13 protein-coding genes are annotated in these 13,292 nt (G+C 41.6%); 7 read left to right on the top strand and 6 right to left on the bottom strand.

Annotated features, from left to right (window positions below):
* Positions 1-90 precede the first annotated feature (90 nt).
* The gene (locus K6Y21_RS20760; protein ID WP_233073856.1) at positions 91-627 is read left to right on the top strand and encodes a transposase; all 537 of its coding nucleotides are present in this window, start codon (positions 91-93) and stop codon (positions 625-627) included.
* A gap of 119 nt (positions 628-746) precedes the next feature.
* Here K6Y21_RS20760 and K6Y21_RS20755 read toward each other — a convergent pair whose 3' ends face one another.
* A complete protein-coding gene (locus tag K6Y21_RS20755) occupies positions 747-2,567 on the bottom strand; it encodes a GlyGly-CTERM sorting domain-containing protein (protein ID WP_233073855.1) in 1,821 nt (606 codons plus the stop codon).
* Between the two features lie 163 nt (positions 2,568-2,730).
* On the opposite strand from K6Y21_RS20755, the gene K6Y21_RS20750 reads away from it, so the two are divergent.
* The 3 genes from K6Y21_RS20750 to K6Y21_RS20740 are packed head-to-tail and all read left to right on the top strand — an operon-like array spanning position 2,731 to position 6,117.
* Positions 2,731-4,122, top strand: coding sequence for a hypothetical protein (locus K6Y21_RS20750; RefSeq protein WP_233073854.1), 1,392 nt, complete (start codon positions 2,731-2,733; stop codon positions 4,120-4,122).
* Positions 4,115-4,435 (top strand): hypothetical protein, encoded by a 321-nt coding sequence (locus tag K6Y21_RS20745; RefSeq protein ID WP_233073853.1) that lies wholly within the window; start codon positions 4,115-4,117, stop codon positions 4,433-4,435. The genes K6Y21_RS20750 and K6Y21_RS20745 overlap by 8 nt, the downstream gene beginning before the upstream one ends.
* Positions 4,432-6,117, top strand: a complete 1,686-nt coding sequence (locus K6Y21_RS20740; RefSeq protein ID WP_233073852.1) for a conjugal transfer protein TraG N-terminal domain-containing protein — start codon at positions 4,432-4,434, stop codon at positions 6,115-6,117. Before K6Y21_RS20745 ends, K6Y21_RS20740 begins: the two co-directional genes overlap by 4 nt.
* Before the next feature lie 44 nt (positions 6,118-6,161).
* Here K6Y21_RS20740 and K6Y21_RS20735 read toward each other — a convergent pair whose 3' ends face one another.
* Both K6Y21_RS20735 and K6Y21_RS20730 read right to left on the bottom strand, forming a co-directional pair.
* On the bottom strand, positions 6,162-6,587 hold the full coding sequence (locus K6Y21_RS20735; protein WP_233073851.1) for a hypothetical protein: 426 nt from the start codon (positions 6,585-6,587) through the stop codon (positions 6,162-6,164).
* 8 nt (positions 6,588-6,595) lie between these two features.
* Positions 6,596-6,934: a PD-(D/E)XK nuclease family protein gene (locus tag K6Y21_RS20730; protein ID WP_233073849.1), complete on the bottom strand. Its 339-nt coding sequence runs from the start codon at positions 6,932-6,934 to the stop codon at positions 6,596-6,598.
* 294 nt (positions 6,935-7,228) lie between these two features.
* Between K6Y21_RS20730 and K6Y21_RS20725 the strand changes: the two genes are divergently transcribed.
* Positions 7,229-7,507, top strand: coding sequence for a hypothetical protein (locus K6Y21_RS20725; RefSeq protein WP_233073848.1), 279 nt, complete (start codon positions 7,229-7,231; stop codon positions 7,505-7,507).
* 403 nt (positions 7,508-7,910) lie between these two features.
* Here K6Y21_RS20725 and K6Y21_RS20720 read toward each other — a convergent pair whose 3' ends face one another.
* The gene (locus tag K6Y21_RS20720) at positions 7,911-8,741 is read right to left on the bottom strand and encodes a hypothetical protein (protein ID WP_233073846.1); all 831 of its coding nucleotides are present in this window, start codon (positions 8,739-8,741) and stop codon (positions 7,911-7,913) included.
* Positions 8,742-9,324: 583 nt separating this feature from the next.
* Between K6Y21_RS20720 and K6Y21_RS20715 the strand changes: the two genes are divergently transcribed.
* Complete coding sequence (locus K6Y21_RS20715) at positions 9,325-9,588, top strand: hypothetical protein (RefSeq protein ID WP_233073845.1); 264 nt, start codon at positions 9,325-9,327, stop codon at positions 9,586-9,588.
* Between the two features lie 306 nt (positions 9,589-9,894).
* Here K6Y21_RS20715 and K6Y21_RS20710 read toward each other — a convergent pair whose 3' ends face one another.
* On the bottom strand, positions 9,895-10,737 hold the full coding sequence (locus tag K6Y21_RS20710) for a hypothetical protein (protein ID WP_233073844.1): 843 nt from the start codon (positions 10,735-10,737) through the stop codon (positions 9,895-9,897).
* 575 nt (positions 10,738-11,312) lie between these two features.
* On the opposite strand from K6Y21_RS20710, the gene K6Y21_RS20705 reads away from it, so the two are divergent.
* Entirely contained in the window at positions 11,313-11,576 is a 264-nt protein-coding gene (locus K6Y21_RS20705; protein WP_233073843.1) for a hypothetical protein, read from the top strand.
* 493 nt (positions 11,577-12,069) lie between these two features.
* Here K6Y21_RS20705 and K6Y21_RS20700 read toward each other — a convergent pair whose 3' ends face one another.
* Positions 12,070-12,900: a hypothetical protein gene (locus K6Y21_RS20700; RefSeq protein WP_233073842.1), complete on the bottom strand. Its 831-nt coding sequence runs from the start codon at positions 12,898-12,900 to the stop codon at positions 12,070-12,072.
* Between the last annotated feature and the right edge of the window lie 392 nt (positions 12,901-13,292).

Genomic DNA, 13,292 nt, shown 5'->3' with positions numbered 1-13,292 from the left:
GCCGATCGCTGAATAACATTTCGAAGCAAAAGTGATCGGCTTCGATGTTATTTGGTGATCGGCTTGAGTGTTATCAGGTGATCGCCATCAATGTTATTGGGTGATCGGCATCCATGGGAATATGCAAATCCTCGCCACACTAAACGCTACGAAAACAAACTGGCATACCTACAACGTAAACTAGCCAAGAAAAAGAAAGGCAGTAAGAACCGTGACAAGGTACGCCAGAAAGTAGCCCGTCTACATGCAAAAATTGCTGATAGTCGATTAGATAATTTGCACAAGTTGTCTCGCAAACTCATAAACGAAAACCAAGTTGTTTGTGTCGAATCTCTAGCTGTGAAAAATATGATCCGCAATCCAAAACTGGCAAAGCATATCGCTGACGCTTCGTGGGGTGAGTTCGTCCGTCAATTGAAGTACAAAGCTGAATGGGCTGGACGCACTATCGCAGAGATAGACCGCTTTTACCCTAGCTCAAAGCGTTGTAGTTGTTGTGGGTTCGTACATGAATCAATGCCGTTGAATATCCGTGACTGGACGTGTCCAGAGTGCAATACACACCACGACCGCGATATTAACGCAGCAATGAACCTAAAAACTGTCGGGCTGGCAGGGTTAGCTTAGGGAGCGACTGGATCGGGGATTGGAGCAATCCAGTCTAGTGAAGGCGTATTGACTCGATTTAATTCGGGCGAACTAAGAATCCCCTTCCTTTAGGGAGGGGAGCAGTCAATTAATACAGCTTATTTTCTTCTGCTTAGTCCAAGCAAACCAAGTGCAAGCAAGCTAATGAAGCCAAGAGAACCGCCGCCTCCACCACTTTTTTTCACTTCATCATCGGTTTCTTTTGGCTCGGAGCTAGGCGCAACTGTTGGTTCGGGTGTCGCTTCCGGTGTTGGTTCTATTGTTTCAGCTAAAGGCCAAGTAAAGTATTCTTCTAGCATTGTTCTTGGGATAGCATGAATAGCATTTCCTGATTCGCCTGAGTCTAGCTTGTACGGTCTTGCGCCAGTGAAGATGATGTTATTTACGCTATCATAGGCCATCAGTTCAAATGAGCCGATACCTTCAAAGTTATACCATTTTGTAGGTGTAGAGCCGTAAGGGGCGAAGGCAAAGCCTGAAGTCGCTCTTAGATTGTCAGAGTAAGGTAAGAAATAACCATCTTGCACATTAACATAGCCGCTTTCAGTTGCCAGCACACCATAGAAATCAGTCTCATATTGCCACGTTGCACCACCATCAACGCTAAATACTTTAGGGTTGCGCATTAACATATCTGTTTCAGCGGCAGAATGATTCGAGTTTTGCATTTCGAGATATGGTTTTACATCTTTGTTCACCAGATAAAACATATCTTTATTGCCAATGGCATTAAAAACAATGGCATTGCCATTGTCAGGGTTTACGATGAAATCATAGGTGTTTTGGCCTGATGAATACGGCAGCTCTTTGCGACTAGATAACGGGTTATATAGCTCGTCACTTAGCCAATTCGCATCTTTCATCGTTTTAACAATTGAATCATAAAAAGTTGGCGTCACATCATCCCAGCTAATCCCATCGGTTGTTTTATAAACAAATGTAACAAGGTTTTTTTCGTCCACATCGCTAAAACCAGAGGCAACAAGGTAAACCCCGCCTGCATTGTCACTCTTTAATGTGGCATGTTGATTGATAGGGTTAAGCTTATCCATTTCAGGAATAATTTCAGATAGCAGCTTACCGCTGATCTTATCTGTTGTACCCATTGTCACGCTATGAATATCCACCGTGAGGGCATTTGGCGTTACCACATCACCGCCAATATCCATCTGAGAAGATACAAGTGGGTTATCTAACTCAGTACCAATTGTGATAATTTCAGTGGTTAATGGTTTTATAATCGGGGCGCAAGAATGGCCTTTGATGGTTTTTGACTGCCCTGTGGCGGCATTATAGAGGCGGCACACTGAGTTAACTCGTTCATCAATATTTTTAGAGCTAAAAATGACTTTGTTTGGGTTTGCTGCTTTAATTTCATCTACCTGTAGCGGCCAGTCGAGAATGTCTAAATTACCATCCTTATAATCAGGTGAATTTATTTCGAGACTTAGAACGAGGTTATTGGGTAGTAAGAACGCTTTGTATGCAATGTCACCTTCAATCTCAGTGCGAATGATCTTGTCAAAATTAGTTTTATCCCCTGCCACATCATATGTGACACCAAAAATAGCGTGAACACCCGCCACGGTAAGAAACCCGCCTTGAGCGCTCATTGCGTTTATTTGATGATTGAGTTCGCCGTTGTGCTTTCCAGAATTTCTAAAACCAGTTGAGTCTAAAAGCAACGTATCAGGCGTGAGAACGGGCTTTGTCAGCTTACCAGAAGATAAATGCCACCCAGTACCAATGAGACCTGCATCTGTAGCTGCACCACTCGCCTTACTGTCATTGTTGTTAATTTGGAGCGCATAGAACTCATCGAGAGTCATTGTCGCTTTAGTTAATTCCGCAGCGGAAGTGGATAGGGATGTTGCTGCTAATACGCTGGATATACAAAGGGGGAGCAGTTTGATTTTCATTTCTAAGTCCTATTGATAGAAAAGAAAACATTATCTTTGACTTTTTTTTTGTATCAATGAAAAAGCTAACCCTTCATAGCTCTATTGCGCCAGCTTTTTGGCTGCGCAAATGATGCTCCTATGGTTTTATTGATGGCAATATCATAAACAAAAAGGAATTCCTATGAAGATAATACAGATATATCCCATGCTCGCCTTTTGTGCCTTTTCTTTAACCGCAGCTCATGCCGCAGACAAAAACATGCACGAGGCTTACAAATATCAAATTGGTGGTGGTTCACCAATTGCCCAATCATCATCAGCAGCAATCAATTTGGCCACATTGGAAGCAGGTGTGGAATGGAACGCTACCATGGAATGTGGAAAGTTTGATATTGAAGCAGCAGTGACCAAATCGTTCGGGGGAAGCGGTAACTACAAGAAAACCCTTGACGGGTTAATCAATAATGCAACCGGTGCAGTCTCAGGTCTAGCAGGTGCAGCACTACAACGAGCCAACCCTCAGTTATTTGAAACACTGATGCAAGGCGGTAAAAGTGCTCAATTTGATTTAGAAGCTTTTGGGAGTAGTTGCGAGTCAATGCAGAATGCGATGTTAGACATGATCCCAGAAAGCACTTACACAGCGATGAATTTTTCCGAAGAATTCAACAAGACACTAGCCCCCATCGTTGGTGACACTGACAGCGATGTTTTTGCAGCCAAACAAGAAGTATTGAAAAAAGTTAAGAACGCAGGCATCCCTAGCATCACAGGCGATAGAAAAGGTGGCGAAAATCAATCAGCCTACGAGCCTTTGGTTGAAGCCACCATAGCCGGATTTAATACTTTGCTTGGTCGCAACAATAATAACCAAAACCCCATTACTGATGCTGGCTCAGAAGTTGGCAGCGCTAGTGGATCAACGAACATCACAGCCTCAAACCCAGCAATCACCAACATACCAAGAGACTTTAGCGCACCATCTGACGTCAGTAATTTTGTAAGAAAAGCTTTTGGCACAAAAAAAGTGACACTGTGTGAAGGCTGCGCTTCTTCATCGGAAATGGGCGCTGGCCTAACACCTGAGCTTGTTTCTTTAACGAAAAAAGCAATGGACGATATTAATGATGTGTTCGCTAAAAGTACGATTGTTGGTCAAAGCAATTCAGTTACCGAAGCGGATTTACAGAAGATTTCGCAACCACCAACCATCATGATAACCCGCGAAGTTATTTACTCATTGCAGCAGGAAACCGCTAGTGCGCAGCAGGCTTTCAAAGAACGCATGGCGGCAGAGCTGGCTACCTTAAGGTTGTTTGACAAGTTGAGCATGGCCAGAAAAGTTTTGTATGCAGGTATGTATTACCCCGACTTAAATTCAAATGAGGCAGCTAAAGAAGCTGTTAAAGAGCAAATAGAGGCGATTGATAGCCATATTCGGATGATGCGTGATGAAATTGAAATTAGGAAAATGTTAGCCAGTAACGTGCCTATGTTGCTACTCGAAAGACAAAGTATTCGTGATGCCAAAGGTGTGTCAATTTCAACGAGTCAGGGGCTTTACAATGAGTAAGCTTGGTGGTCTTGCTAGCACAATTAAAACAATGCTTCTAGCCGCCGCCACAGGCGGCATCTTCTACTTAATCATTGTCAACTTGGATGAAAAAAGTTACGCCAATACTGTCACTGTTTTCAATGCAATCAAATACCTTGGTTGTATCGGTTTTTTTATCTTCTTTAAGCCGTTGATGGAACACTTCCTTAAAGGAAAGGACAACATGGCTGAGTACAAGGCCAGTATGATTAAAGTTAGAAATAAGATGGTGGCTGTTTTTGTTTTTTTAGAATTATCCACGCTTTTGTTTAGCTATTTGGGGGCGTTATGAGCATACCAGTTAATGACATATCAGAAATGTATGCGGTGGTTGTCGGTTATGATGTGGCCAGTAAAGTTTTTGATATGTTGACCAGTGTAGGCATTATCTATGTGCCGTTTGTTTACATGATTGTAAAAAGCTGGCTTGAAGCAAGGGCTGGCGGTTCAGATGAAGGGACGCCAGCAATTGTCGCACTGAAAAAAATTGAACACAAGATGTATATCATGATGTTCGTGTATATTTTTGCTGTTGTACCTGTGAACTGGGGGAGCGCTGGCGGTGGCGCTGGTGGTGGCGCTGGTGGTGGCGCTGCAATCAAATCATATACCTATGGCTGCGATACCAGAAACGGGATACAAAGGGCTCACGATGACTTAAAAGCTATTAATCCTCCCACATCCGAAATAGTACAAGCAACTGCGTTGAACGAGGCTGGATTAAACGGTCAACCGGTAGCCATGCCGATGTGGTGGGCATTAGTCCAATCATTAACTGTGGCTAGCGGTAACGCTGTAATCAATTCACTTCCTTGTGAGCTGAACTTGCGAAATTTTTCTGTTGAAGCTTCTCAAGATATCGTCAATGACGAAAACGAGCGGGATATTATTGAATCATTTATTAAAGCGTGTGTAGCAGATGCTCGAAAACGAGTAAGGGCATCACACCCTTCTATTAATGGAGACAGAGACAAAACTTTAGAATACCTCTCACTTGACTCTCAGTATATGAGAAACAAATACTCCGAAATATCAATGACCTTACCTGACACCTTGATGAACAAAAAAGGGGCAACATACACAATAGCAACAGCGATGGGCGGCCTTATAAATGACGCGGAGGATAGAACAGTTTCCTGTAAAGATATTTATGAAGGCGGCGGGGCGGGGGCATTATCAGGCTTCAAAGGTGTTAGAGATTATGCAATGGATCGCATAACGGATGATAAAACAAAAGGCTACGCAAAGGTTTTACAGGTCGATCAAACTAATACGGATGTTATTCATAAGGCATATATCGAAAAGGTGGTGGCAAACACCGCTGTAGATATTGATGGCAGTGGTTGGAACTACATTAACAAAGTGGGGAGAGATGTGAGTAATTATTTTGTGGATAAGACAGTAACGATAGCGAGTGTAATGATGGGGGATTCATCGGCTATTGCTAATTCTAAAGTAGGTAAAATGGCAGTGATGGCAGGAGCTTATGCGGGAGAAATCGCTAACAGAGTTCACATTATTGGATTAAGGGCGGCACAGCCAATTATTCTTAGTATCATTACTATCGTATTCGTTATTGCATTGCCAATCCTGCTCACTCTGAGCGGTTTTTCTGGTAAAGCGCTACTGACGCTGAGTGGCTTTTATTTCGCACTGAAATTCACACCGGTTATCTTTGCGGTTGGTGAGTGGTTTGACCGCATAATGATACAGTCAATGCAAAGCGATATGTCGAAATGGAACATGGACTCAAGTACATTTGCCTTTGTGTCTGATTATGTCGCCGTGGCCGCTTACGAATACATGCCAATGTTATGGTTTGTGATTGTCGGTCTGGTGGGGATTCAGGGGGCAAATGTAATGAGTTCTAACTTTGGTGGCAGTGTTGGCAAATCTGCTGGAGGTACTGGCGGCAAGGGAGTTAGTGTTGCCAAAACGGTGGGAAAAAAAGCAGCAACTAAGGGAGCGAAGTGATTTAGGTAAATAAATAAGCCAGTCTTGAGCTGGCTTATTTGTTACTACAATAGATTGGGGCTATTGGGGTCGATAGCCATATTTTTATCAACCTTTGTTTCAACAGAATAATCATCCCTTTTATCTTCTTCCAAAGATGCCCCCAATAGCGCCAAAGCAAACCAACCTACTACCGTTGCCAGTGAAACGATAACCTTGCCTAGAATGGGTAGCGCCGGTTTAATCACCTTGGCTGTTTTTAATAAGCCTTTGGCCGTTAATGAGCAAGTTTTAGCGATGATGCTGCCGGTTGTTTTTAGCGTCCACACAGCGGCATGGGCTGTTTTTGGGTGGCGTAAAGTTGTTTTGTGCCAGCTAGATTTAATGGCCGAAATTAGACCTTGCTTTAATTTAGACTCAGGCAAAAAGCGCTCGCCTTGTGCTAGCTGTGGTCTTGCTTCCTTACCGGAAAAATAAAGTTCATTATCCATAAATCCTCTCATCGCTGACAATTCAGCTTCATTGCACACTTGGCGCATTTCTTCGGGTTCGGGTTGTACTGGTTAATCACCTTGCCCGACTTGGCAATCAATACATTCTCATGAAGATGTTTGATTTTCTGCCAAATTTCCGCATCAGAACCTAAGCTTACATCTTTTTTTGAGTTTTTTGTATAAATAGTCGCCCACTTGATGTTGTGGCTGGTACGCGCCGCCAGAACGCTTGCGAGCGTTTGGGCTACATCCGAGTCATAGACCTCGCCATAACGGGACTTATATTCAACTACGCCCTTACTGCCATCGTTAAGTTGAAAGATATGGTCAGGCTTAGCACGCACTAAAGCCTTACTTTGGGAGCTTTCTAGGCTTTATGTCGGCTCCAAAACGATGGCCAAAAGAGTTGTATCACATACAAACGTATGTGTGGTTATATTTTAAATACAATTGATTTGCAAATAATTGACTTAATTGTTAATGTAGCAACTCATTAAGTTCTTAGGAACTTTTAGGGCATTAAGAGTCGATTATATGCCTGCACCAATAGTGGTGGACTCAACGTAAAACCCATGTGGGCAAATACAGCCCGCATAGCGTGGTTGTATTTTCGCTCCTAAAAAGTTGGAATTATAACCATGAAAAAACTCTTGAAATTTCTAGAAGTGGAAAATGAAATCCTAATTGCAATCTCTGGTGATGTCAGGAAGATTGCTCTCGCTATCATCGGGGCAGGATTGCTCGGTGGTTTGGTTGAGTTTGATAGAATCAGCGCAACCGAAGCTGGGATCATTCTTGTTTCTGGGATAGTGCTATGGTTAGGCGCAATCATTACCTGGCAGGTAGCACTTAAGCTAGAAAAATCTAAAAAAAAGGTGAGCGAAAGGTTTGTTCATCGAAATAAAAAGAAGAGATAACCATTAAGGTTCTCTCTAACTTAAATGATAATCCGGCGATTGCTGGATTATCATTCTTTCTGCTAGTCTTAAATATATTGTAATACTTGGAGGTAGCGACGTGAGCGCGATTGTACCATTGCTGATATTCGTTTTATTTTTACTTGTCCTTATGGGGGTATTAGTGTATCGAGCAAAACGTAAATAAGGCTTTGAGTGTTCCCTTCTAGTAGTGGTCAACTAGAATTGGCCACCTCGTTATAGTTTTGAAATGCTCTGCTTTAGCCTTTTGTGGTGACAGCCCCTTGTAAAATTGGTGAAGCCTGTACTGTGTCACTCATTTCACATTTATAATTTCTCAACTGCAGGGTGACGATAATTACCGCAGTGGAAGTGCGTATTCTTGTATCAAGCAATCCCTAGCTCAATTGGTTAGCCATGCTTTGGGATTCACCGAACCATATGTCTCAATTCGCTCCTTTAGCTCGAAACTCCCCCTTAGATAGGTGGTCACTACAGTTAAGTATTTTATCTTGCCTTGCTGACATGTAGGGGTGCAGACAAAGTACATCGCACCACCATTATTGAGGATAATGGTTTCCTCATTGTGCTTACTGTATTGAAGTTGTTTTATCTCTTCCGGCAATTCAATTTCTTTCATTGTTTTTTTACCAAGCATGCGCGCCATTGCCAACCAAGGTCGCTTAGGGGTACCTCCACTATTTCTTATGCAAAAGCGTAGCAGGGCATGCTCCGAGATAACCAATGGATATTCTATGTTCGGGCAGGTTACGGTATTGTACAATTCCTCATAGGCGGCATTGATACCTACTCTTATGGGTCTTTTGGCTTGCATGATTGGCTTATCACATGAATCAAGCAGCCATTCACAACCGATAAAGCGTGTTTTAAATATCCGCGTGTAACGATGGACTGGAGAGGGGGTGTCTACCTGGCCTATTGCGTTTATATAGGTTTCTCTGTGTGAAACAATTATTTGCAGATTTTCACCATTCATTTTCTCATTAAAGACTTTCTCTTTGCTTAGTAGCCAGCTTGCGGCTACCAGCTCGGCGATGGCTTCCTTTTGGGAGCCGTTAACTAACACGGTAATTATGCCTGATCGCTGCACTTGGGGGTCTTCACAAATAGGATAGTAAATGGCAGAAAAGGCCAGCTTTACTATATTTTTTTTGCTACTGAGAATCATTAATCGTAACTCAAGCAGTCCCGTCCTAATTTTTTTTAACCCCACAATGCTACTCCTTTCACGGCTTTCCTTTTGGTGGAACCTGCTAATTGTCTACATCTTAGGCGGCAAGATGTGTCTTTGATATTTATACGTTAAGCGCATTTCTGCCTATTGTTTTTGCTAACCGCAATGGCGATGCTCATTCCCTTATCAGTCGCTTGCGATTAGTCCTATCCTTTAGGGGGATTGCCACTAGTAACTTAAATATCACTAATTATTGCTTTTTTTGCTTAGCAGACCAACCTTTATTTTACTTAGGGTATTTGTTGCCCTGGCCGCTTTTCAGGGTAATCACGCTATAACAAGCTGAGCAGCTTATAAGCTTCACTTACAGAGGAAGGCTACTAGTATGTCATCCATCTGACCGACTACCACACTGGTATCACCAAGATAACTGAATACTGTTGATGATAAACATTTTATAAAGCTAACGTGAAGTGCTATTATGCCCCTCACTAATTTATTTGAAGTTTAATATGACCTAAAGAGTCGATGCCTGAATAAACTTGATTGGACTTTATCTAACGCTGCGGAATCAAATCTGCTTAATAATACGGGTATTGTCTCCTTATCTAAGGGTAGTAAAATGAGTACAACGAAAAAAATCCTTTCTTGGCTACATCAACGCAAGCTACGCATTGAAGTATTGACAGAGATCTCGGCCGGTTGTCGACAATTGGGCATGCTATTATTCCTAGTTGGTATAGTCGCGGGTGTTTACGATTTCGAACAGATAAACTCTAGCATGGTGCCAGTGTTTATCATTGCGGGAGTGATTATTTGGGCTGGTGGGATCTACTTGGTTCAAGTAAAGTCAATTTTTGAAAATAAGGATGGTTCGAAAGATTAACTCAAGTTGAGACACTGTATGATAAGAAATGCATTAGACATTGTCTAAGTCGCTGTATCTAAAAGGTATGCCAACATGGCAATGTCAAGGGCCGTTGTTTTTTGGGGTCGAGTTGCATATGGATAAACGCAGGTAATGTTTCACATAAGCTTGGTGAAAGCGGGAATGCGCTTTCTTAATAAAGCAATTGGCAGATCGTAGCTAGAGTTCACTTATCGTTTCAGTTACTTGTTAAGGGTGAGCTGCTAAGAACCTAATATTTCAACTCTGGCTAGTGTCAGTATTGATAGTATATAGATTTCCCAGCTATCTAGTCGCGCTGCCATTTAACCATGATTTTGGATTTACCGTGCCAAACGTTTCGATTCGCTCATTTAAATCGAAATTACCCTTTAGGTAGACGGTCACTATCATTAAGTATTTGATTTTGTTGTATTGATATACAGGTGTGCAGACAAAGTGCATCGCACTACCATTATTTAGAATGATGGTTTCCTGATTATGTTTATCGTATTGAAGTTGTTTTACCTCTTCTGGCAATTCAATTTCTTTCATTATGTTTTTGCTAAGCATACGGGCCATTGCCTGCCAAGGCCTTTTTGGTATACCGCCATCATTTCTCGCACAGAATCGCTGTTGGGCATGCTCCGAGATAACCAATGGATATTTGATGTTGGGGCAAGATACAACATTGTACAAATCCGCATAGGTGGCATTGATCCCCACTCTTATTGGCCTTTCTGCTTGCATGATTGGTGTGTTGCTTGTCTCAAGCAGCCATTCGCAACCGATAAAGCGTGTTTTAAATATTTGTGTGTAACGATGGGCTGGAGAGGGCTTGTTTACTAAGCCAATAGCGGTCATATAGGTTTCTTCATGAGAAACGATGATTTGCAGGTTTTTACCGTTCATTCTGTCATCAAATACTTTCTCTTTGCTTAGCAGCCAGTTTGTTGCTACCAGCTCAGCGCAAACTTCCTGTTTAGTGCTGTTAATTAAAACGGTAATCATGCCCGAACGCTTTACTTGCGGTTCTTTACAAATCGGATAGTACGTAACGGAAAAAGCTAGTTTTACAAGATTATCTATGCTGTCGATAATAGCCAGTCGCAACTCAACTTTTCCTGCTCTTAGTTCTTTTAGCCCCATAATGTTACTCCTTTAACTGTTCTCCCTTATTGGGATCTATTAAGCCATCGCACTCTAGGTGGTAAGATATTCCTGTGATATCTACGAGGTATGTGTGTTTTTTCTGCTGCTTTGTTAACTGCAATGGCGATGCTCATACCTTGATCAGTGATGGTGAGGAGGCCTATACCTTAGGGCGATCGCCATTATTAATAAAAGCGTCACTAAGGGGGCTTTTTTGCTTAGTAAACCAACCTATATTTCACTTAAAGGGGTTGATGTTCTGCCTGTTTTCAGGGTAATCACTCTAAAATAAGTTGAGCTCTCCCTTGACTGCATCGTTAGGGGCCTTGCCGTGTTAGACATTCACCATAGCAAAAGTTAACTAAGGCTAGAACAATATTCAAAATATAATGAATTTGCAAATAGTTGATATGTTTATTACTATAGCGTTTCATTAAGTTCTTAGGAACTTTTAGGGCATCAAGAGTCGAGTATATGCCTGCACCAATAATGGTGGACTCAACCTAACCCATGCGGGATACAATCTCGCATGGCGACTTGTATCTCTCATGAAATTAGAAGGAGGTACAAGTATGAGAAAAGGGCGTAAAAAACCAGTCAAAAAACCAGCCAGTTGGTTGAGTCGTATAAAAATCGGCTCAAGAGACTTATCTGCAATCTTTTCAGAAATGAAGAGTTTAGCTAGAGGTCTCATTCTAACCGGTGTTGTAGGAGGAATCCTGCAAGGTGACACAGTTAATCTTTCGGAGGCGATATTCGTCTTCGTATCAGGGGTTATAGTGTGGCTGGCAGCAACCTTCCTAGAGAAGGTTGCGCGCCGTAAAAAAGACCGATAGAAAGTCGGTCAAACTTTAAAAATACGGGATAAATTTGGCAATTGCTGAGTTATCCCGTTAGCTGCTCCTAAAATATTAATAGTTGTTAGTAGAGGGCGTGATTATGAGTGGTATTGTATCAACCCTGATAATTGTAGGGGCTTGTTTGGTTTTTATTGGCATACAGATATACCTAGCAAAACGCTAGCAACACTGTGGGCAGATGCTAATCGCATTTTGCTCACTATCATTTCAAGTTTCTTCCTTGCCTTGTCGCTTTAATCGATATTTTATACGCTAATTTGTAAAGGTTTGTTAGTTGCCTTGAACACAAAATTGCCCATTTTCAGGCAGGATGGAGTATCTAAATATTGAAACTGGCAAAATCGAGTCTCTTTTAACAGTTGAGTGACTATTTGTTCGGTTAATGTTTCTCGCATTGACGCATCGATATATTATCCACGGTCAACCGATTATAATCATTAGAGTTTTTGTGTGCGGTAACTCATAATGATTAGTTATTTAACCATGACTTTGGATTTACCGTGCCAAACGTTTCTATTCGCTCTTTTAAATCGAAATAACCCCTTAGGTAGACAGTCACTATCATTAAAAATCTTATCTTGTCTTGTTTGTATACAGGAGTGCAGACAAAGTGCATTGCACTACCATTATTGAGAATGATGGTTTCCTGATTATGTTTATTGTATATAAGTTGTTTTGTCTCTTCTGGCAACTCAATCTCTTTCATTATGCTTTTGCTAAGCATGCGCAACATTGCCAGCCAAGGCCTTTTGGGTATACCACCATCGTTTCTTATGCAAAATCGTTGCAGGGCATGCTCTGAGATAACCAATGGATATTTTATGTTGGGGCAAAATACAGCATTGTATAAATCTTCATAAGCGGCATTGATCCCCACTCTTATGGGCTTTTCTGCTTGTATTATTGGTGTGTTGTTTGTCTCAAGTAACCATTCGCAACCAGCAAATCGCGTTCTAAACACCTGGGTATAACGATGTGCTGGAGAATGATTGGCTATCTGACCAATAGCGGTCATATAGGTTTCTTTATGAGAAACGATGATTTGCAAATTTTCACCGTTTTTTTTGTCATTAAATACTTTTTCTTTACTTAGTAACCAGTTTGCAGCTGTCAGCTCGGCGCAAACTTCCTTTTTAGGTCCGCTAATTAACACGGTAATTATACCAGAGCGTTTTATATGTGGATCTTTACAAACTGGATAATAAATGGCGGAGAAGGCCAGCTTGACAAAATTATGTTTGCAGCTGACAATTGCCAGTCGCAATTCAACTTTTCCCGCTCTGAGTTTTTCTAAATCCATTATTTTATTCCTGTTACGGCTCCTTCCTTGTAAGTCGGGCGTCACTCCTGGTTAGCAAGATATTTTTAATATCTACGAGGTATGTGTGTTTTTTTACTACTTTGCTAACCGCAATGGCGGTGCTGACCCTCTTAACAGTTAATGACGAGGAGCCCTGTACCTTTAGAGATTGAATGCTACTAATTAAAATATCACTAATTATTGCCTTTTTTGCCTAGTAGACCAACCTTTATTTTACCTGAGATATTTGGGGCCTTGCTTTCCAGACAGGGCGAGATCTAACATTATTAGTAAGGTCTAATTGCTGATAATTTATGCACTATGGGCGTTTTATGAGCTTATTTTTCCTTTTCCTAGAAAATCATATATTAAATTGAACTAACTGTATTTTC

This window comes from Motilimonas eburnea (genome assembly GCF_021295345.1).
In the GTDB taxonomy this organism is placed as follows: Bacteria; Pseudomonadota; Gammaproteobacteria; order Enterobacterales; family CBDFNC01; genus Motilimonas; species Motilimonas eburnea.
Note: the sequence above shows the minus strand (reverse complement) of the source record. Positions and strands in the feature narration are given on the sequence as shown.

Bases quoted from the DNA above. Each gene is read 5' to 3' on its own strand.
- K6Y21_RS20745 (WP_233073853.1), top strand. From the start codon at position 4,115: ATGAGTAAGCTTGGTGGTCTTGCTAGCACAATTAAAACAATGCTTCTA.
- K6Y21_RS20740 (WP_233073852.1), top strand. From the start codon at position 4,432: ATGAGCATACCAGTTAATGACATATCAGAAATGTATGCGGTGGTTGTC.
- K6Y21_RS20755 (WP_233073855.1), bottom strand. From the start codon at position 2,567: ATGAAAATCAAACTGCTCCCCCTTTGTATATCCAGCGTATTAGCAGCA.
- K6Y21_RS20750 (WP_233073854.1), top strand. From the start codon at position 2,731: ATGAAGATAATACAGATATATCCCATGCTCGCCTTTTGTGCCTTTTCT.
- K6Y21_RS20715 (WP_233073845.1), top strand. From the start codon at position 9,325: ATGAGTACAACGAAAAAAATCCTTTCTTGGCTACATCAACGCAAGCTA.
- K6Y21_RS20760 (WP_233073856.1), top strand. From the start codon at position 91: ATGTTATTGGGTGATCGGCATCCATGGGAATATGCAAATCCTCGCCAC.
- K6Y21_RS20710 (WP_233073844.1), bottom strand. From the start codon at position 10,737: ATGGGGCTAAAAGAACTAAGAGCAGGAAAAGTTGAGTTGCGACTGGCT.
- K6Y21_RS20735 (WP_233073851.1), bottom strand. From the start codon at position 6,587: ATGGATAATGAACTTTATTTTTCCGGTAAGGAAGCAAGACCACAGCTA.
- K6Y21_RS20725 (WP_233073848.1), top strand. From the start codon at position 7,229: ATGAAAAAACTCTTGAAATTTCTAGAAGTGGAAAATGAAATCCTAATT.
- K6Y21_RS20700 (WP_233073842.1), bottom strand. From the start codon at position 12,900: ATGGATTTAGAAAAACTCAGAGCGGGAAAAGTTGAATTGCGACTGGCA.
- K6Y21_RS20705 (WP_233073843.1), top strand. From the start codon at position 11,313: ATGAGAAAAGGGCGTAAAAAACCAGTCAAAAAACCAGCCAGTTGGTTG.